General features: G+C 42.2%; 17 protein-coding genes and 1 pseudogene. 3 read left to right on the top strand and 15 right to left on the bottom strand.

Annotated features, from left to right (window positions below):
- Positions 1–51: 51 nt before the first annotated feature.
- The 14 genes and pseudogenes from HUS62_RS16495 to HUS62_RS16435 form a co-directional block, all read right to left on the bottom strand.
- Positions 52–261: a cold-shock protein gene (locus tag HUS62_RS16495; RefSeq protein ID WP_004587186.1), complete on the bottom strand. Its 210-nt coding sequence runs from the start codon at positions 259–261 to the stop codon at positions 52–54.
- Positions 262–461: 200 nt separating this feature from the next.
- Positions 462–1,166 carry a hypothetical protein gene (locus tag HUS62_RS16490; RefSeq protein ID WP_175080450.1) on the bottom strand — a complete coding sequence of 235 codons (705 nt, stop codon included), beginning with the start codon at positions 1,164–1,166 and terminating at the stop codon, positions 462–464.
- Positions 1,154–1,900 carry an iron transporter gene (locus HUS62_RS16485; protein WP_175080449.1) on the bottom strand — a complete coding sequence of 249 codons (747 nt, stop codon included), beginning with the start codon at positions 1,898–1,900 and terminating at the stop codon, positions 1,154–1,156. The genes HUS62_RS16490 and HUS62_RS16485 overlap by 13 nt, the downstream gene beginning before the upstream one ends.
- On the bottom strand, positions 1,887–2,207 hold the full coding sequence (locus HUS62_RS16480) for a cupredoxin domain-containing protein (RefSeq protein ID WP_175080467.1): 321 nt from the start codon (positions 2,205–2,207) through the stop codon (positions 1,887–1,889). The genes HUS62_RS16485 and HUS62_RS16480 overlap by 14 nt, the downstream gene beginning before the upstream one ends.
- 19 nt (positions 2,208–2,226) lie before the next feature.
- Positions 2,227–3,537 (bottom strand): ATP-binding protein, encoded by a 1,311-nt coding sequence (locus HUS62_RS16475; protein WP_175080448.1) that lies wholly within the window; start codon positions 3,535–3,537, stop codon positions 2,227–2,229.
- On the bottom strand, positions 3,537–4,196 hold the full coding sequence (locus HUS62_RS16470; protein WP_063703908.1) for a response regulator transcription factor: 660 nt from the start codon (positions 4,194–4,196) through the stop codon (positions 3,537–3,539). The genes HUS62_RS16475 and HUS62_RS16470 overlap by 1 nt, the downstream gene beginning before the upstream one ends.
- A 3-nt stretch (positions 4,197–4,199) precedes the next feature.
- The gene (locus tag HUS62_RS16465; RefSeq protein ID WP_175080447.1) at positions 4,200–4,847 is read right to left on the bottom strand and encodes a hypothetical protein; all 648 of its coding nucleotides are present in this window, start codon (positions 4,845–4,847) and stop codon (positions 4,200–4,202) included.
- A 20-nt stretch (positions 4,848–4,867) separates the two neighbouring features.
- The gene (locus HUS62_RS16460) at positions 4,868–5,644 is read right to left on the bottom strand and encodes an SDR family oxidoreductase (protein ID WP_175080446.1); all 777 of its coding nucleotides are present in this window, start codon (positions 5,642–5,644) and stop codon (positions 4,868–4,870) included.
- Positions 5,641–6,330, bottom strand: a complete 690-nt coding sequence (locus tag HUS62_RS22920) for a TenA family transcriptional regulator (RefSeq protein WP_220095056.1) — start codon at positions 6,328–6,330, stop codon at positions 5,641–5,643. Before HUS62_RS22920 ends, HUS62_RS16460 begins: the two co-directional genes overlap by 4 nt.
- Before the next feature lie 12 nt (positions 6,331–6,342).
- Positions 6,343–7,800: pseudogene (locus HUS62_RS16455) on the bottom strand (AMP-binding protein); the annotation flags it as partial.
- Positions 7,797–8,438: a thermostable hemolysin gene (locus tag HUS62_RS16450; protein WP_175080444.1), complete on the bottom strand. Its 642-nt coding sequence runs from the start codon at positions 8,436–8,438 to the stop codon at positions 7,797–7,799. The gene HUS62_RS16450 and the pseudogene HUS62_RS16455, both read right to left, overlap by 4 nt.
- Before the next feature lie 161 nt (positions 8,439–8,599).
- Entirely contained in the window at positions 8,600–10,759 is a 2,160-nt protein-coding gene (locus tag HUS62_RS16445; RefSeq protein ID WP_175080443.1) for a S46 family peptidase, read from the bottom strand.
- Between the two features lie 145 nt (positions 10,760–10,904).
- Positions 10,905–11,789, bottom strand: coding sequence for a GTP cyclohydrolase FolE2 (gene folE2, locus HUS62_RS16440; RefSeq protein WP_175080442.1), 885 nt, complete (start codon positions 11,787–11,789; stop codon positions 10,905–10,907).
- An 11-nt stretch (positions 11,790–11,800) separates the two neighbouring features.
- On the bottom strand, positions 11,801–13,132 hold the full coding sequence (locus tag HUS62_RS16435; protein ID WP_175080441.1) for a dihydroorotase: 1,332 nt from the start codon (positions 13,130–13,132) through the stop codon (positions 11,801–11,803).
- Positions 13,133–13,261: 129 nt separating this feature from the next.
- Here HUS62_RS16435 and HUS62_RS16430 point away from each other — a divergent pair, with 129 nt between their 5' ends.
- Both HUS62_RS16430 and HUS62_RS16425 read left to right on the top strand, forming a co-directional pair.
- The gene (locus HUS62_RS16430; RefSeq protein WP_175080440.1) at positions 13,262–14,155 is read left to right on the top strand and encodes an endonuclease/exonuclease/phosphatase family protein; all 894 of its coding nucleotides are present in this window, start codon (positions 13,262–13,264) and stop codon (positions 14,153–14,155) included.
- Positions 14,156–14,171: 16 nt separating this feature from the next.
- Complete coding sequence (locus tag HUS62_RS16425) at positions 14,172–16,337, top strand: M3 family metallopeptidase (protein WP_175080439.1); 2,166 nt, start codon at positions 14,172–14,174, stop codon at positions 16,335–16,337.
- A 278-nt stretch (positions 16,338–16,615) separates the two neighbouring features.
- On the opposite strand, the gene HUS62_RS16420 is transcribed toward HUS62_RS16425, so the two are convergent.
- A complete protein-coding gene (locus tag HUS62_RS16420) occupies positions 16,616–20,629 on the bottom strand; it encodes a rhombosortase-dependent M36 family metallopeptidase (RefSeq protein WP_175080438.1) in 4,014 nt (1,337 codons plus the stop codon).
- Positions 20,630–20,756: 127 nt separating this feature from the next.
- On the opposite strand from HUS62_RS16420, the gene HUS62_RS16415 reads away from it, so the two are divergent.
- Positions 20,757–21,251: a hypothetical protein gene (locus tag HUS62_RS16415; RefSeq protein ID WP_175080437.1), complete on the top strand. Its 495-nt coding sequence runs from the start codon at positions 20,757–20,759 to the stop codon at positions 21,249–21,251.
- Positions 21,252–21,285 lie beyond the last annotated feature (34 nt).

Genomic DNA, 21,285 nt, shown 5'->3' with positions numbered 1-21,285 from the left:
AAAAAAGCAAGCCGTAGCTTGCTTCTTCTTAATTTTTACTAAAAGTAAAAATTATAACGGAGTGATGTTATCCGCTTGAGGACCTTTTTGACCTTGTGAAAGAGTGAACTCTACACGTTGGCCTTCAGCTAAAGTTTTGAAACCTTCGCTTTTGATAGCGCTGAAGTGAGCGAAAACGTCTGGACCATTTTCTTGCTCGATGAAACCAAAACCTTTAGATTCGTTAAACCACTTAACTGTACCTGATACGATGTTAGACATAGTATTATTCCTGATATAAAAAATTAAACATGCCCTAATGGGCGGGTGTAGCAAAAAATGAGATGGTACTTAAAAACTTCAGGACGGTACTACAAGTATTACTTATACAACAACGAAATAAAGATTTATTAATTACACGCTTTCTTTCTAGCTGGTGCCCACTATATAGAGTTAGTTAGATAAGTCAAACACTATCGACATTAAAATTCAAACTCTAAAGCCAAGCGAAAGCTATGATCTTTGCCTGATTGACTAAGTTCACTAATAAAACCTGCTTCCCATTTTAGCTGGCGTTTAGGGCTAAATCTGTGTAAGCCAATAAAGCCTGGACCCACACCAATAAAGTCCTCACCCGCGTAGATTTCTATTGATGGTTGAAAAGCCGAACGATAGCGATAACGATACTGTAAGCGAAACTCACTTTCCCACTCGTTTTCAATATCAGCCCCCCATTCATATACTAAAAAAGCGTTCATAGTCAGACTTGTACGACCAAACTCTTTTTCCCATAAAAAGCCGGTCGTTGCTTCGTAAGCATCTAGGGTATGCTGTTTTTCAAGCTCAAATAACGCACCCCAATCGGCCCACAAACGGCCTTGCTCGACCAACTGCCAGCGTAACTCCACTTCATATGAAGATAAACCAAAGTCACCGTTATCATCGCGCTCGCCAACCAAGTAGCCTTCAAGGCTCATGGTGTCGTTAATTGCGCCGCCAAAGCCTGCACGCTGTGCGAGCACATTGCCGCTATCGGTTTGCCTAGACACCAAGCGCCACTCAACTTCACGTTCAAACGGCATCACATAAGGGTGATATACCTTATCAACCACCATGCCATCTGCCTGCGCAAATTGGCTGATACTTATTAAAAACAAGCAACTTAAACTAACTATTAAGAACCGCATACAGGCTCCTTGGTCTTTTTAATTTTTAACACGCGAACTAAGGTGATAAATGCCAATGCAGCAATGATATACACCCAAAGCGCGGTTTTACTTGGCGTGGCTTCGTAGCCAACTAAGGCTTTTAATACGCGCCCAAGCTCTGAATTTTCAACTAAAAACCCACGCCAATCTAAATAATTTGAGGTCACATCGAGTAAATCGATCTGACTCGCTAAATCAAGAAATATCAATAGCTTTGCTGTTGCATTTAAAGCAAGTAACACAACCAAAGGCTGCACGCCCACGCGCTTAGTAATACTCTCAAGCAAAAAGAACAACAACACGCCAAAGCTAATACAAATGCCCACACCTAAACATGTCCCCAGTAGCAATGGCTCAGCAGTATCTCTGCTATGCCAAAAACTGACTAAATAAATCATGTAATGGCTTAAATACAACGTCATGGTTGCAATCAAGGCCAGCGCAGCCGCCATTTTTCGTTGCTGACAGCTAATTAATGCAGCGATAAAAATGACAATACACAGCAGCATTTGAATGAACTCTAAGCCTCTGTGATCAAACAACTGGCTCAGCCAAGCAGCGCCTTGCACAAACACTAAGCTTAGTAGCGTACCAATCACTGCATAAATACTCAGTTGGCGCTGACTTAAAGGCACAATTAAACTCAAAAGCACGGCTAAAATCACCACAGGCAAAAGCTGATTAATGCTCATTAATAAACTAGTTATCAGCATTATTCACCTCCGTAGCCACGACAGTTCCTCGGGCTGTATTAGGCGAAAATTCGCCAAAAAAGTCATAACGCCCTGGGTTGAGCGGTCCGATATAAATGACACTTGTACGCCCCGGATAAAGCACTTTTTCGCGGTTTAAGTCAAAGCTATCGAACTCTTCGGGAGTGTCATCTTTATTTTCTATCAAAAGCCGTAGCTTTTTATTTGCAGGAACTTTAATTTCAGCAGGGTAAAACAAGTGATCTTTTAAGATTAGCTTGTACTCTTTGGCATAGGCAAGCCAAGACGACATACATAGCAACAGCATAGAAATTGCCAAAATCCATTTATTCACTGACATCTCCTTGCATAAAAGAGACACTCACCCGCAAGCCACCAAGGTGACTGTCAGCTAAAGTAATATCAGCGTTATAAATCGAAACTATGTGTTCAACAATGGCCATACCAAGCCCGGCTCCTTGTTCACCTGATGGATGTTTATCGCCACCCACACGGTAAAAACGGTTAAAAATACGCTGTTTTTGAGCTTCATCAATGCCGGGGCCCGAGTCATCTATTTGCCAGATAAAACGATTATTTTCGGTTTTCAGAGTAATACAAATCTCTCCCGCAGCTGGGGTATATTTTATGGCGTTACTTAGTAAATTGCCAAACAAAGTAACTAAGGTGAATTCGTCACCGGCGATGATAAAATCATCGCCATCAATGCTAATTGTGTGCTCTTTTTCGTCAATACGATCATAAAGTTGAGAGGCAACTTGCTGGCTAATTTCTAACACCGACACAGGGCTAAATTGCGCTTGCCATTGCTCTGGATAGGTACGCCCCAAAATCAGCATTTGTTCAACGATATTGCTTAGTTTATCAACGCCTTTTTCCATCGCATCAAGCTCAACACTCTCAACACCTTGAGCCACTAAATTATGCACATTGATTTTTAAACTACTGAGCGGAGTACGCAGTTCGTGGGCCGCATCTGAGGCAAAAAAGCGCTCTCGTAAATAGGCACTTTCAACCCGTTTGAATAGATCATTTAAGCGGCTAATTACGGGTTTTATTTCTTGCTCTGGGGTTTGCCAAGGAATAGCTGTAAAGTCATTTGCTTGACGATGTTTGAGTTGATTTGATAACCGTGTTAGTGGTGCAAGCCCTTGTTTTACAAATACACTAATAAGAAGGGCAAGGATAGGCACACTCCATAACAGCGGCGTCATGGCCGACAAAATCACGGTTTCGGTTAGTGCCACACGTTTGCTCAAAGGCTCTGCAATAAGCACTCGCTTATTGCCTTCGCTTAAGCGATACACTTTGACTCGTTGCCCAGCCAAGTTCTCAACACTAAACCCGGTTTGCCACTGACTTTGATTACTAAGATTTTGCTGCAATGATTTTGAGCTTGAGGCCAAGCTATCATCAACCCAAACTTGAAATAATAACTGCGGTAAATCACTGGTATAAGCTGGGGTTTCTTTACTGAGTGGCTGCTCGATTAACACATGTGCCAGCGTTACCAGCTCGTTATCGAGCAGTGCTTCAGCCTGATTCATACTTTCACGGTAACCTTTAGTAAATGCCAAAAAGCAGGTTAAGATCACCATAGACAAAATAAGTAGAGTCAGTCTTTTACGAATTGACACTAGCGTTTACCCACCACATAACCAATGCCGCGTAAGGTTTTAATAAACTCTTTTGGGAATTTTTTACGCAAGTGATGAATGTGCACTTCGATGGTATTTGATCCCACCTCTTCGCCCCATTCATACAGTTTATTCTCTAACTGCTGTTTTGATTGCACACGGCCTTGGTTTTCTAGCAAAGCTTTAAGAAGCATAAACTCTTTACGTGGCAAGTTTACTGGCTCACCTTGAAAACTCACGGTAAAAGCGGCGGTGTCCATTTCAACATCACCGACTTTTAAAGTGCTGGTCTGAGCTTGGGTCACACGCCTGCTGGCAACCCGAAGACGGGCAAATAATTCTGCGGGATCAAAAGGCTTTGCAAGGTAATCATCAGCACCTAAATCTAGCCCCATGACTTTATCATCGATACTACCCCGAGCCGTTAAAATAACCACGGGCAGGTTTTTACGATGCTTTTTGATGTGTTTTAAAATGTCGATGCCATCACCGTCTGGTAGCCCTAAATCAAGGACTACCAGCTCAATTTCATCATTTTGCAGCCATTGCATCGCTGACTTAACGGTCGAACTATGTTCAACACTGTATCCTTGTTGACGTAAAGAACGACAAAGGCCTTCTGCCACTAAGTGGTCGTCTTCAACGAGCAATAAATGCATAGTTTATCTCTTTATTTTTTTCTCTACCTTAGCCAGAAGTTTAGTAATTTCTTGTTGGCGGTAAAGATCTGCTTTTGGTCTTTCAGGGCGCGCTGGCGCTTGCTGTGCAACCAATAAAAACTCTCTAGCTGATTTATACTTGCGCTCGTCATATAGGAATGACGCATATAAATAGTTGCTATCGATACCACGCGGGTTTAGCTCAAGCGCTTTTTTAAACAGTTTTTTGGCTTCATCATCATCACCAAAACCAATTGGCCAACCCGGTACTTTACCGTATAAGGTTGCCAGGCTTGTGTATGCTGAGCCATCAAGCGCTTTTGGATCTAAGCTTAGCGCTTTTTCAAATTGTGCTTTCGCATCTTTTGCAAGACCTAGTGCACCTAAACCCCCTTTTGCACCTGCATAGCTAGATAACACAATGCCGTACCAAATATGGCTGGCTGCTTGCTGGTCGTTGGCTTTGGCAAACTCTGCGGTTTCGCTCGCTAACTTTTCGAATGCATCTAACTGCGCATCATCAACTAATTCGTAATTAACCACTGCCCACTGCTTTTGCACCGAACTTAAATCGCTATTAAAGTCGGCTTTTGCAGGCGCAGCCATGATAACACCTAACATCATTAGGGCTTTAAAATTTAGTTTAGTCATAATCATTCACCTTAATCAATTTAGTTGGCAAAAAAACTTTTAATTTTAGGAAGTTGTTTTGCTATTGCGTTATCAACTAATGATGGAAATGCCCCGTTAATACGGGCAAATAATGTTTCTGGAAAACCAATAAAACGACGACGTTTTTTTGATTTAATTAAATCTATTAATGCATCAGCCACTTTTTCTGGCGGATCCATGGTGTTACCCAGCTCTTTGTTCATCGCGCGTACTTGCGGCGAATTAATCGCGGTATCGGTGGCACGAGGCGCTAAATACAACACTTTCACATCACTGTGGCTGAGCTCTCTGGCAAGGGCTTCGGTCACCCCTCTTAGGCCAAATTTGCTTGCGCAGTACAAGGTTTGATACGGATAACCAATGCTGCCAAACGATGAACCAATATTGACAATCGTGCCTTTATTGCGGGTCACTTGTGGTAAAAATAACTGACACAATTTAATGGGCACATGCAGGTTAATATTTAACAGGTGATCAATTTGCTGCTCGCTGATTTCAGTAAAACCCTGCATCACATTAACCCCCGCGTTATTGATAAGCAGCCTTGCACCACCAATTTGCTGAGCAAACTTAGCAAGATCATCACGAGATTCGCTGTTACTTAGGTCGGCCTGAAAATACTCAGCATCATTACCACATTCCAATTGTAGTGCAGCAAGTTGCTTAATATTTCTACCAACGAGTAATAAACGCCAACCTTCTTTTGCAAGACGAAGGGCAATAGCACGGCCAATGCCCCCTGTTGCACCGGTTAGCACACAAACTGGGCTACTCATGCGCTTTGCTCCAAGTCAGCCTCGCTAAAGAAAGGCTCGATATCGAGGTCACGGAAAATATTGCCGTACAGTTTATAAAAACATTTTGCGGCGTGAATGATGGCTTGCTGGTCGTCCTCGTTATCAATTTTGTTCATGAGATTTTCGAAAAACTTCACATGTTCAATATCAAGTGCACCGTGTGAAGTAAGGTAGGTAAACGCCTTTTTAGGTAAACCTACAACCTCACGGATTTGCCCTGCTGCATTATCGGCTAATGCAATCGAAGTGCCTTCAAGCACATGAACCATGCCAAAAAATGCCAAAGGGTTACCGCGATTAATTGTATCGTAGGCGTACGACACCATTAATTCGGTCGAAAACTGTGGACGAGAATCGCGCACTAGCTCTTTATCAAAACCACAGGCTGCAATATCGTTTAGCACCCATTCTTGATGGCCTAATTCTTCTTCGATGTATTCTGCAACAGCTTCGCGCAACCACTCTTGTTTATCGCTCAGCTTTGCACCGACTGCCATCAACAGTGGTACTGTATGCTTCACATGGTGATAAGCTTGCGTTAAGAACGATGCATATTCACTTAGGCTTACTTCACCTTTAAAAACGCGGCCAATAATCGGCGCAGCTAAAAGGTAGTCGCGTTCTTTCTGTGTTTCTGCTTGTAATGTATTGAAAAATTGACTCATGCTCGTCGCCTCTTGATAAAGTGCTGAAATCTCTGTAGCAAAAAATTGATTAATAACATCGCGTTTGGGGCGATTATTGCTGGTTAATAAACCTTGCGTGTGACTCATAGGCTCTGCCATTCGATGCCACTTTCTGATCTGTGCGTATTCGGGTAGTTGCGCGTTTTGTGCCCTAATATGGGCAGCAAGTTCAGCGTCACTCATCGCTTGGTTTGCATAGATAAGTGCGGCTAAAAATGCCTGGCCTTCGCCAATCACTACCGCTTGTTGTACCTGGCTGTGGCTAAGCAATAACGACTCTGGCCACTCAGCACTGATATTGCGACCAAAGCTGGTGATAAGTTGGTTTTTCAAGCGGCCTTGTATAACCAAGCGACCTTCTTGCTCAGTGACGAGATCGCCAGTTGCATACCAATCGTCAGCATTTTGTGCAGCTTGACCTAAGTACCCTAAAAACAATGAGCCTTTGATATAAAGCTGACCATTTTCAATTTTGTATTGAATGTGCTTAAGCACTCGCCCTGCGGTGTCGATGTCATCATCATCGCGAGTGTTTAAACTCACTACCGATGACGATTCAGACAAACCATAACCTTGATAAACGGGTAAACCGAGCTCACGGGCTTGCTTAATAAGCGCTTGGCTTACAACAGCACCACCTACTGCAATAAACTTTAAGCTTTTAGGTGCTTGCCAGCCTTGCTTTACAAAAGCCACTAAACTAGTCAGTAGTTCAGGCACTAAAATAAGAGTATTTGGCTCAGTACGTTCAATTGCGACTATTAATTTATGTGGTTCAAGTAGCTGCGCACCAGAAAAACCAAGTTCAGCTAAAGGCACTAAATTAACCGTACCGCCCGCTAATAGCGGCGCATACACACCGGCTAAATTCTCAAGCAAGACCGGTAGTGGCAGTAAACACAAATGGTTTGGTTTTTCTAAACCAATGCTTTGATAAAGTGATGTTGCCACCTGCAATTGGCTTTCAAGCGATAAACACACGCCTTTTGGTGTGCCCGTTGAGCCAGACGTAAAGGTGATCTTTTGCGTGTTTGCAAAATATGGCACAGGCTGTGTATTACTCAATTGGTAAACATATAAAGGATAATGCTTACATACATCGACTAACGCCACTAACCTTGCATGCTCACCTTCGTAAGCGCGGTCACATACAAATAACCCTGCCCCACTGTTTTGCAAACCAAACGCTATTTGCTGGGCAGTAAAAAACGTTGGTAGCGGAATTGCCACTCTTTTAAGCTCGCTAAGCGCAGCTTCTAATACACACCAAGCAGGTGTGTTATCTAACTGATAAGCAACACCTTGGGTATCAAATTCAGCCAAGGTAGGAAGCAAACGAGTCACTTGTTCAGTAAATTCTTGTTTAGTTAGTGAGCGCACACCATCGCTTTTGTGGCAAACCATTAAGATATCGCTATCCTTATGTGGTAATTGTGTCAACCAACTCATAACACCTCCAAAAATACAGCAAGCTCAAGGGATGATTGCAAACACTGCTGTTTGATATTGAATAAAACGGGGGTATTTAATACACGCTGATGCGCTTCGTTTAGGTCAACCACGCAAATGGTTGGTTGATTGTCGTAATAGCTACCCCAGCTTGCTGGATCTTGAAGTGCTTGTGCATTGGCAACACCTATTTCTTTGCAATTAACACCCAGCATTTTTAATAGCGCTCTCACTTTACGGGTTGCGCAAAACGCTAAATATTTTGCGCCCGCTTGATAGAGCGCTTCATTCATTAAAACAAAATGTGCCAAGGTGGCTTTTCGATGCGTTGAGCATAAATTACCTAACTCAAAAATGTGCTCACGCTTGGCACCAACAAAGTGCTCAATAGACGCAGGGAGGTATTGTTCAATAAACAAAGGTTGTGATGCAGAGCGAAGACCTAACGTACATACTTCATCATCAACATTAAGCTCACACAGTAGCGGCATGAACTGCGAAATTTTCGCGTCATAAGCTGCGGCAAAACCTTGCTTAATATTACGCTCAAGACGGTCACGGAATTGACCTCCTTCACGCGTGCAAACAAAGGCAGGCTCTTGAACTTGAGTTTGATGTGATTGTTGAACTGAAAGCATAATTGTTCGCTCCACTTAGGTTATGTGTAAAATTTATCGAGCGAAACTTAAATAAAACTTAAGAAAAATTAATTTTTATAAATATTTTTCAACCTCATGAAAATAAAAATGCCAGTCTGTTAGACTGGCATTTTAATACTTAAATTAACGTTAAACTTAGATTATTTAACGATAGTCATCTCTTTAAGTAGGTTTTGAGCATTATCAACTTTATCCATCACCCATAACATGTATCGTGAATCAACGTGAATTGAGCGATTTAAGTTTTCGTCGTAATCCCAATCACCAATAATGCTTTCGTACACACCATCAAACAACAAACCAACGAGCTCAGCATTACCGTTTAATGTTGGAGAGCCTGAGTTACCACCGGTGGTATCTACGTTCGATAAGAAGTTAACCGGAACCGTATTCATACCGCCTGTGTAATCGCCATAAAGCTTTTGCTTAATTAACTGATTTTGCTTTTCTGGTGAGTTGAATGGTTCAACGCCGGTATTTTTAGCAAGTAGTCCTTCTAAAGATGTAAAGGGGGTTGCCACTAAGCCATCTTGCGGTGAATAGCCGCCTACCGTACCGTAAGTTACACGCAGGGTACTGTTAGCATCAGCATAAACAGGCTTATTAAGTGCCTTGTTATAAGCAATAATTGCTTCCATTAATGCAGGGCGAGCAGCTTGCTGTTTACCAGCCAGTTCTTTTTTCGCATCTTCAATATCTTTTGTGGCAGCAAAGATTGCATGCGCATACTGAATGAATGGATCGCTACTTTGTTTTAACTGAGCAAGGTCAAGTCCTGCCATCCATAAACGTTTGCTTTCATCTGCAAGAACCGATTTAGCATACATATCATCAAGCAAAGCTTGTTGTTTTTGTTTATCAAAACCGTTTGTTAGACCAAGCGCTTTATCGACCTCTGCAACGCGCTCATCTTTTGGTAAAGCTGCATACTGCTCAATAAAGTACAGTAAAATGGCTTTATCAACGGTTTCATCATAACGACGGCTCATACTTTTTAAACGTGACTCAATACGCGGCATATCACGCTCTTGATAACCACTTTCGCGCTCAGCATCTGGCTTTTGTTTTTCGTAAGCTAAACGGTATAAACGTCGAGCAGTTGAGATCATTTGTGAACGGTGTACGTAACCTAACATACGGTCGCGCTGGTTATGCTCTTGCGACTGTGCAACTAGTGAAGATAAATCAGCAAGTACGTGTCCGTATTTGGCTTTGCGCTCACTATCTTCATTGATCCAGGCAGTGAGATCTTTTTCGAATTGTTGCTTACGGCTATACATTGAACCTTTGTTAAAGCTCTCAATCATTGAGCCATAGTTTTTAATGTAGTTGTTGTAACCCGCAATCGTGCTTTCATAAGCGATACGTGCCTCTGAACCTTCTGGCGCATTTTCTTCAATTAAAGAGACATATTTAGAATTATATTTACGCGCTAATGGGTAGGCTGTGTTAAACACATAGTCAACTTCAGGCGAAATACGGTAACGGTTTGTGCTGCCCGGGTAACCGGTAACCATCACAAAATCGCCTTCTTGAACGCCTTTAGCGCTTACTTTTAAAAACGCATCACTTTGGTACGGCACGTTATCTTCTGAATATTCAGCTGGCTTGCCATCTTTGCCAACATACGCGCGATAGAACGAGAAATCACCTGTGTGGCGCGGCCACATCCAGTTGTCGATATCTCCGCCGTATTTACCTACGCCCATAGCAGGTGCATACGCTAAACGTACATCTTTAATTTCTAGCGATTTAATAAGGTAATATTCAAGACCACCATGGAAAGTATACACATTACAGCGGTAGCTCTTGTCTTGCTCACACTCACTAACAAGTGCTTTTTCATTTGCTTGAATAGCATCAAAACGTGCTTTACCGGTTAACTTTTCAGTCCCTTTATTTACTTTATCTGTAACGTCAGTTACTTGCTCTGTTACAAAAACACGAGAACCCGGCGCAGCAGGGACTTCTTCGCCCGTTGTTTTAGCTAAAAAGCCATTTTCTAAAATATTGTTTTCGGTGGTCGAGTTATATTGAATCGAACCATAAGCACAGTGATGATTAGTTACCACTAAACCTTTTGGAGAAACAAACGAAGCAGTACAGCCACCAAGGCTAATTACCGCGTTCATCGGAAACTCTGTTAATTTAGAAATTGACTCTACATCAATGCTTAAGCCTTTCGCTTTTAACACTGATTCAAGCTCTGGTAGCTGGTGAGGTTGCCACATGCCTTCGTCGGCAACAGCAACATTAGCTACAGCGAGACCCACTGCAGCAGCAATAAATTTAAAACGCATAGTCGTCCTTTATATTATTATGTTTATCATTTTTAGCGCTCATATCATTATCATTGTGAAAATGAATAGCAATATTTTGCGACCGCTAATGTCAAAATTTGTAAACCATTTGAGGTTCATGAGCCTAACACTTAGACTCATGAGCTTAATATTTAGATTCATGAACCACGGCATTGTGGCCATGTAAGCTTTCTTGGTGTTCAACCTTAAACTGGTAATCAGCAATGCTCGGCATGGTTTCGAAGCACTGCTTTAATCGCCTTGCTGCATCTTCGCAAAACAGTAAATTTTTAGCGTTAAGGGCGGCAAATGCTTGCTCATCTTCACGTTTAACGGCGGTTTGTACTGGGGTGCCTATGGCTTGCTCACATACTGAGATAAAGCCGCCAATATCTGGCAACTTCTCACTACTAAAAGTGACATCAATATAAGCATAAGAACGCTGGCTATGGGGGGTTGCAATAGAACCCTGTTCACTTGCAAGCCAACTGAGTAAAGATGCTTTATCTATATTCGCATCGCTAAATTGCTTATCGACCGCTTCACTCAAAAGCTGCCTTGATAATGCTGCTGAACACGGGCAGGTGCTACTATAGGCAATATCGACTTTTAAGTTAATGGCAAGCGTTTGCTGCTTTGTAATAGTTAAAACGACAGGGTAAGCATTGTAACCTGCATTGTCGCTAAGTAGCGCTGGTTTTAGCTCAGGTAAATCAAAATGCAGCACCAGTTTTGCGCCTTTACTTAAGCCTTTTTGTGATGCTAAAACGGCTTCCATAAACTCGTTAACACGCTGAGTCGTTAAACTTTGTTTAGCCAATAGCTGATTTAGTAGTAAATAAAGACGCGACATATGAATGCCTTTAGCATCGCTATCAAGGCTAACGAACACATCAGCTTTGGCATTCAGGTGCACATCAACATGAGTTTGTGCAAGCTTCAAAGGCAATGCTATTTTTTCCATACCAACCCATTTTAAAGGCGACTGAAAATCTACATTAGAGTGCGAGGTAATATCGGGTAATTGCATATCAACTTCTTTTAACGATTGAATGTTAAGGCCATAGCGGCCTGTTTGTGCGGGGTTACGTGCTGCCCATCAAAGACACACTCACCATTAACAAAGGTATGTGTGATTCGGTTTGAAAAAGTAGTGCCATTAAATGGCGTCCATTGGCATAAATAATGTGTGTTTGTGTGTTCGACGTACTTTTCTGCGTTTGGGTCAACCAGAACTAAGTCGGCAAAATAGCCTTCTCTGATAAACCCTCGCTCTTCGATAGCAAATCGCTTTGCCACGTTATGCGCTGTTTTCTCAACGACTTGCTCAAGGCTCAACGCACCGCGTTTTACCTGCTCAAGTAACGATAGTAATGCATGTTCGACTAAAGGGAGGCCAGCTGGTGCAGCGCTGTATTGTTGCTGCTTTTCTTGCCAAGTATGAGGGGCATGATCGGTGGCAATAATATCAATACGACCATCACGCACTGCTGCGAGTAGCGCTTGGCGATCTTGCTCTGATTTTATGGCGGGGTTGCATTTAATTAGATTACCATAGTTTGCGTAATCGTCTTGGTTAAACCACAAATGATGTACGCAAGCTTCGGCGGTTATGTGCTTTTGCTCTATGGGTGCGTTACTAAATAGTTCTAGCTCTTTTGCTGTTGTTAGGTGTAAAACATGCAACTGCGAGCCATAGCGTTTTGCCAGCGACACGGCATAGGATGAAGATGCATAACACGCCAACTCATCACGAATTAACGGGTGATGCTCTATTTGTAACTCGCCATAACGTTTTTCTAAACGACGCTGATTCTGTTGAATAACCTCCCCTTGCTCGCAATGGGTGGCAATGAGTACTGGGCTTTCCCGAAAAATGGCTTCAAGAGCATGAGGGTGTTCAACCAGTAAATCGCCTGTTGATGCTCCCATAAACACTTTAACACCACATACCTTTTTGGCATCAAGAGCCTTGATTTCATCGAGGTTGTCTGGTGTTGCACCAAAGTAAAACGCATAATTCGCAGCGCTCGTTTGCGCCGCTATCGCGTATTTATCTGCAAGTGCTTTTGCCGTGGTAGTCGAGGGAGATACATTAGGCATTTCCATAAAACTTGTAATGCCCCCAGCCACTGCGGCGGCAGATTCACTGGCAATCGTGCCTTTATGGGTAAGGCCTGGCTCTCTAAAATGTACTTGATCGTCGATCATGCCAGGTAATAGCAACAGGCCGCTTGCATCAATTACCTGATCATTGGCCTTGGCACTGATATCTGCGGCAATTTCAGCGATTCGATTGCCAATAATTCGTACATCGTTTATTTCGCGCTGTCCTTCATTAACAACGCAGGCATGTTTAATTATGATAGCCATATGACTCCTTGCTTATTCAGCAACATTTGCAACTTATCGTAAAAAAATGCACTCCATGGCAAGATTGATTGCAGATTAAATTGTTACAATATAACATACCACATCATTATTCTTAGATAATAGTCGTAGATGAAAATAATTAAACATCCGCATTTGAGTTGTTTGGCATTGCTACTTCTCGCAGCTTTGAACAGCAATTTGGTAAATGCCAAAAGCTTACGCGTAGCCACTTGGAACACAGAACACTTAGCAGCTCACAATGGTGCAGGCTGTAAAGCCAGAGACACTGAAAGTTACACTCAGATGCGCAAATACGCTCAATCACTCGATGCAGATATCATTGCATTACAAGAAGTTGGTTCTTTAGCTGCTGTGGAACGGGTATTTCCAGCCTCGCAATGGCAAATAATAATGTCATCTCGCACAGACTCGCCGAGCTATACATGTCGAGAAAACAAATTAGCGTCAACCCAGCAAAAAGTTGCATTTGTCGTTAAAAAATCCATCTTGATAAAGGGAGTAAATCACCTAACTGAATTTGCTGATGCGAAAGTGGGTGCTAGAGAAGCGATTCATCTACAAATTGATCATGAGGGTAAAAATATAAATTTACTCAATGTTCATTTGAAAAGTGGTTGCTTTGTTGAAAATTATAAAACTTCAAAAAAATCAAGTTGTGTGGTGTTTAAGCAGCAAGCTGAACATTTACAAACTTATCTAAATAAGCAAAATTTAGCAAAAGACTATTGGCTTGTACTAGGTGATTTTAATCATCATTTAGCAAAAAAAGGTAATCGCTTTAGACAGGAGCTTTTGAGCTTATCAACATCACAGCAAAACCTTAATATTGCAACGGACAACCTTCAAAGTTGTCACCCTAAGTACCCTGACCCAATTGATCATATGGTGCTTTCTAAACCATTTGAACAAGCACTAACTCCCTCTTCAGTACATTTTCACCATTACGATTCACCTTTAATGCTAAGTGATCACTGCGCATTAACTGGACAATTTAACCTATAAAGACAAGAGAAAAATAATGAAACATATACTCGCGACAGCAATAAGCTCTGCGCTATTACTCACAGCATGTTCAGAGCCAAAAACCACAACATCAACGCCTAAATCAGAGCAATCAGCACCTGTTGCTGCAAAAGAGCAAGCTAACCCACTGTTTGTGAAAAGCGTATTACAATACGAAACGCCTGATTTCAGTGCGATTAAAGATGAACATTTCATGCCTGCATTTAATAAAGGCATGACTGAGCAAATGACTGAAGTGCAAGCTATTATCAACAACCCAGCAAAGCCTGATTTTGCTAATACAATTGTTGCGCTTGAAAAAAGTGGTGAGCTATTAACACGCACACGCAGCATTTTTTATAACCTAGCAGGTACTGATTCAAATCCGGCTCGTCGTGAATTACAAAAAGAATTAGCGCCAAAATTAGCTGCTCATAACGACAATATTTTCTTAAATAAAGCACTCTTTGAAAAAGTAGCTACTATTCACAGCGAAGCTGACAGCCTTACCTTAACGGCTGAAGAAAAGCGTTTATTAGACGTTTATTACAAACGTTTTGTGCGTGCAGGTGCAAAATTAAGTGCAGAGCAAAAACAACAAATTCGTGATATCAATACGAAGCACTCAAGCTTAACAACTCAGTTTTCACAAAACTTATTAGCGCTGACTAAAACAAATGTTGTTTTAGTAGATGACAAAGCAGAGCTTGAAGGCGTACCTGCAGGTAAAATTGAGCAGCTTGCCAATGCCGCAGCAGAGGCAGGTCACCCAGGTAAATACCTAATTAAGATCACAAACACCACGCGTCAGCCTATTCTGGCAACACTGAAAAACCGTGATTTACGTGAAAAAGTATGGCGTGCATCGGCTGAGCGTGCATTATCGGGCGAAAATAGTAACCGTGATATTGTGGCAGAACTTGCTCAGTTACGTGCTCAAAAAGCGAAACTATTAGGTTACGACAGCTGGGCTGATTTTGGTTTAGAGTCACAAATGGCGAAAAAACCACAAGCTGTATTTGATATGTTTGCAAGCATGATCCCTGCATTAATGCAGAACGTCAACGCAGAAGCGGCGGCTATTCAAGCTAAGATTGATGAGTCAGGTGAGCAATTCAAATTACAGCCATGGGATTGGTTATTCTACGCAGAGCAGGTACGTAAAGATAAATACAACCTTGACGAAAATGCAGTGAAAGAATACTTCGAGTTCAACCGAGTTTTAGAAGACGGCGTATTCTTCACCATGAACCGTTTATACGGCATCACCTTTAAACCGCGTAACGATATTCCGGTTTACCACCCTGATGTAAAAGCCTATGAGTTATTTGATGAAAATGGTAAGAGCTTAGCCATTTTCTTTGCTGACTACTTCGCTCGTGAAGGCAAACGAGGAGGTGCATGGATGAGCTCATTCGTTAAACAATCGGGCCTTAAAGAACAAAAGCCGGTTGTCGTAAACGTTATGAACATTCAAAAAGGTGCGAATGGCGAACCTACGCTTATTAGCTACGATGAAGCTACAACGATTTTCCACGAGCTGGGTCATGGCTTACACGGCATGTTCTCAAACGTGAAGTACCCGACTCTATCTGGCACCTCAGTATCACGCGACTTCGTTGAGTTCCCATCAACATTTGAAGAAGATTGGGCCATGTACCCTGAAGTAATCGCTAACTATGCAAAACATCATAAAACTGGCGAGCCAATTCCTGATGAGCTACTGAAAAAAGTAATTCAATCACGTAGCTTCAACCAAGGTTTTGATACCCTAGAGTACGTTGCAGCTGCATTACTTGATATGGAATGGCATTCACTTTCTGCTGATGCACCATTACAAGACATTGAAAAATTTGAGCAACAAGCGCTTGCTAAACATGGTGTTGATGTACCATTTGTACCACCACGTTATAAGTCAGCCTTCTTCTCACACTCAATGGGCGGCGGTTACTCAGCGGGTTACTATGCTTACATGTGGAGTGAAATTTTAGCGGCAGACGCCTTTGCTTATGTTCAAGAGCAAGGTGGTTTAACTCGCCAAATGGGTGATAAATACCGCAAAGAAATTTTAGAAGTGGGTAACTCACGTGACCTAATGGAATCGTACAAAGCATTCCGTGGTCAAGAGCCAGACACCTCAGCGCTATTAAAGCGCCGCGGCCTAAAAGCAACGGTTCAATAGCTTTAAGCTCTAAGCTGCAAGTTGTAAGTCAGAAATGTGGGGTTATCGAGTGTTGATAACCCCACAACGATAGTAAAAAGAGCCGTCAGCCTTCAGCTATCAGCGGTCAGACGCGCGAAACAAGTTTCACGCCTACAAAAAGGCGCTAGGACGCGATATAAAATCGCTGCTACCTCGTATCTCGTACCTTTCCCCTCGCTAACTTTCCCCTCGCTAACTTAAAACAAAAAAGCCCTTACATCGAACTGTAAGGGCTTTGTTATCACTATTTAAAAGTCTTATTTACGTTTACGGCGACGGCCGATAAGCGCTAGTGGTGCAAGTAGTAGTGTTAAGAAACCAAAGCTACCGTTGCTAGATTTAGTTACTTTCTTCTCTTCTACTGGCTCAGCTTCGTTAGTTACGGCAACAGTGAACTGCTCTGATACAGAGTCTGTACCATCGCTTACTGTTACTTCAAATACTAACTCGTCATCGCTTGAGATAGCACCTGGCGTGAAGCCTAGGGTTGCAGTATCAGCACCAGTAAGTGTTGCTGTTGTGCCGCTTAGTTGCGTCCACGTGTAGCTTAGCGTGTCATCACTGTTACGGTCTGACGCTGTTGCCGTTAATGTGCCTGAAGCAGACTCAGAAACAGACTCATCACCCGATACAGAAAGCAATGGTAGTGCGTTATCACATGCTAATGCATCACCAGCAATCACGTTTGAGAAGATTGGTGACGTTACATTGCTAACAGTTACGTTATCAATCCACCAGCCGAACTCACGTACTGCGCTGTCTGATGACATACGGAAACGTAATTTTGCACGGTTACCGTTTAGTTCAGTACCGAAACGAATTGTTTCGTAGTTACCATAAACACCGTTACCATCAACATTGTTACCTGTGAAGGTATCGCGATCTTGTAGCGCTTGCGCATCGTTTTCGATTAGTGGGCCATCGTAACCAACATCAAATGTGCCGCCCATTTCAGTAACATCTACCCAGTTGCCACCGTTTACGCTAATCTCTACAACACCACCATCCCATTCGTTTTCGATTAGGTAGAAGTGCCAGAATGAAACTTCAAAATCACCAGCAAAACCGATATCAAACTCTCTTGATTCAACCGCAACGTCAGACTGGAAGTCATTGTTGTTTAGGTACATTGTTTGCTCGCCAAGACCGAAGCCAAAGCTGTTGAAGAAGTTAACATTACCGCCAGTTGCCATGCTTTGTGTGCCAACAGCTAAGTCATCACCTGTCATTACGTTTTCTTTCCAGTCACGTAATGAAGCGCCTGCTACTTCCATATCGTCAGCAGTTTGTGAGCTAACTGGTGCTTTATCTTCAAAGTCCATGTTAACAAGGTAAGATACTGTATCGCTTGCAGCTTCAACAATTTCGTCATCTGCAGACAGCTCTGGGAATGACACTTCGATTTCAAGTGTATCAGCAGTGTCTGCATCATTTAGTGTAAACGTGATAGGCGCGCTTGTTTGTGAAGAGTAAGGAGTTGTATCGTCAAATGTGATTAAGCCATCATTTTCGAACGTTACATCGTGACCACTAACAACAGTTAATTGTGCTTGTGTACCCGTTAGCACTTCACTACCAGTGTTCATGATGCTAACTGTTAATGTGCCTGTTTCGCCTTTATCTAGCACGTTATCATTTGAACAATAACCTAGTTCTGCACCGTTGTAGGTTGCATTCATTGCCACATCTTTCAATGTGAAGCTAGCAAGTTTCATTTTGTCTGATTCAACAACACCTGTTAAATCTTCGCTGAAACGCTCTGGCGCTTTAGCACCTAAGCCCATACCACGCTTAGCAAATGCACCTAAGATTAGTTTGTAATCTTCTGGGTCAACTGCGTACGCAGCAGCCAAGATAGCATCACGTGCTTCTGTATATAGCGGAGCAACCGGAGTTAGCTTGTAACCAGCAACTAAGTAGTTAGCCATGCGGTTTTGTGCTTCTTCAAAGCCGTGCTCGTTGATAAGTGCTACATAGCTTTCCCAAAGCATAGTTGCCCAAATTTCACCTGCTGCGTGTGGCGAACCAACATTAGTTGGAGCAATACCTACATCAGCACCTTCATTTTCAGTAATGTGGCGGAAAGACAGCGGGTTTACTTCCATATTTGTTGAATATGGAACACGACGAATACCATAGTAGAAATCTTCTACGAATGTACCGCTACCGTAGGCTTTTTGGAACTTGTCGTTACCTGGGATGTTAATATCATCAGCTTTAGCAATGAACATTAGTGAGTGAAAATCACCCCAACCTTCGCCCATCGCACGGCCTTGGAAGTTGATAAGACCTGATGAGTTACCCACTAAACGATTACTGATATAGTGACCCCATTCGTGAGCAATAATACCGTTATCTAGCGTACCGTCTTTTAACGTTGCTTTGTTGAACATATTAACAGTAACAGTGTCGCCTGCAGCGATACCATCGTAAAGTGCGTGACCGTCAGCATAGTTCAGACCCATGTTAGGAATGATAACTGCATCGTCTTCACCGCCCATTGGCGCTGGCTCATCTGTATCTGGGTTGTTGTTTACAACGATAGCACCAATTGCACCCGCTTCTTGAGCGTGTAGTACTTTTGCTGTGAAGTTACAAGAACCACGATCGACTAGCGCAATTTTGCCAGCTAGTTCTGCTGCATTTGTTGCAGGTTCACAGCCGTCTGTTACGCTACCAGAATCTACATCATTGCCGTCAACTAAACGAACAACTTCGCCTGCGATATCAGCAAATTGCATTTGACCAAAGCCAGATACTTTAGAAGACTCAAGTAGACCAATTGTTTCATCTGATGTTACAACCACACCGAAATCTACACCCACTTTCGCATCTTTCGAGTTGTATAAGTACATTTGCATGCGTGGGCTTGCACCGTCAGCAGGTGTTGCCATATTAGCGTTATTTAAACCGCTATTATCTTGCGCTTGTGCTTCGATTGGGTCGCCTTCTACACCACCACGGCCGTAGTTAGATACTTGAGCAACATTTGATGTTTCGTCAAAGCCATGGTCATAGAAGAAATCGTGTAAGAAGTTGTTCATATAGAACAAGTTAACGATCGCCGCTTTACGGTTGTCATAGCTGTTTGCTACTTGATCAACTTGGTAAGGGTAATCGAATGTGTAATCTGATGTAGTTTCAGCAGTGAAGTCACCTTCAGTGTAACCTTGGGGTGCAATTACATCAGCATAAGCAAATACGTTGTTACCTGATGTTGTTGTAGCGTCATCAGCAAGCCACGGATCCATCGTGCTTAATTTTTTGTAGTAAGACAAGCTTACAAGTGGTGCATCTAGGATTTCAGTTTCATCAATTTGATCTGGGCCATCAGCTGGGATCACGTCACCGTGTGGACCTTCCCACGGATAACCATCTTCGTCAGCCCATACACGGTAGTTAAAGTCTGCCGCGTGTGCTTTTAAGTCTTTCTTGAAATAAACTTTGCTGTTTTGCGCGCCAATAACATAGCTGAAGTAATCGCTTTCTAGGCTGTTTTTATCAGCAACTTCTACTTCAACATAGTATGCAGATTGCAACTCACCCGCCACTTCAAAGAATACTTTCTTAGCACGTGGCTGACCTAATACAACTTTGTCACCACTTTGGTTAGACACAGTGTACTTAACATAGTCACCTTGCTCAGTTGATTTAGTTAGCGACACATTGATATCAGCAAGTTCTTTAATTGCACGTTTAATGCTTTGCTCAGCACCGACAAACTCAGCAAGTGGCGCGAACGACTGCGTTGCATTTGAACTTGTGTTCGCGAAATAACCAGAACCTGCAACTAGGTTATATTCTTTATCCATGATCAAGTTGTATTCACGGTTGAATACTTCAATGTCATGAACTTTTTGCTTGTATTTAGCTGTGATTGAGCCAAGCTTTTGCTCAGATAAATCTGCTAATACTGCGCTTGATACACCTTTTTTAGCGGTGCTAACACCTGTTAAGGCATTTAAATAAAAATCTGCAGCGTAAGCATTACGTTGCTCAGGAAGCACCATTGCCATATCAGGTTTAGCTTGACCTACTGCATTCCATAGGAAAGTAGCTTTACCTAATTGCGCATCGAAAATAGATTTGTGACCCGATACAGTGCGACGCTCAGCCAATGCACGTTGCTGAGATACTTGAGGATTAAATTGTACTTGAGAGCTAACGCTTGAAGCATTATAAAAGCGAGTTTGTTCACTTGCCTGTACTTGAGATGATGCCAAGATAGCCGTTACCATGGTAGCAACTGCTGTTACTTTAAATTGAGACATTCCTTACGTTCCCTATTGTTATATTTTTATTTTCGGTTAACAATCATAACCAAGTCCAATGTACCCAATACAGCAATTAAAAAACAGAATTAATTGTAAAAAAAAGTAACAGGCCAACAGGGTAAAAATGAAAAAAATAATTAATATACAAACACTTACACTAACATTAGTGCTAATGTCAGGCTGTCAAAAAAATGAAATATCTGATCAAGACACAGAACAACAGCCAACAGCTAGTTCACAAAAAGAACAAAGTTTAGAAAAAGATGTTAAAAATGCAGTCGAAATCAACAAACAAAAATCGACGAATGCTTTTAGTAATAATGGCGAAAAAATTACCTTTGATGCGACTACTTTAACCAAAGGTACAGAAGTATTTAATCACGCAATGCAAGAGCGCGGCATCGCCACTGGGGCAATTTACTTAACGCTAAAAGAAAACAGCTTACCAGTAGAGCTTAGCAGTCAATATACACTGAAAAAAATGACCAACAAAAGCTATCGCTACCTTGCTGAAAAAGACACTGATTTATTAAAAGTACAAAACGCTTTTAAACAAAATGCCAATGTCGATGTCGTTGAAATTAAAGTTGATTATTCACCGATAAAAGAGGTGATGTAGTAAAGAAGCTGTCAGCCTTCAGCTATCAGCCGCC

It is taken from the genome of Pseudoalteromonas sp. 0303 (assembly GCF_013349995.1).
Lineage (GTDB): Bacteria > Pseudomonadota > Gammaproteobacteria > Enterobacterales > Alteromonadaceae > Pseudoalteromonas.
The sequence above is the reverse complement of the archived record's forward strand: the minus strand, read 5'-3'. Positions and strand labels throughout refer to the sequence as shown.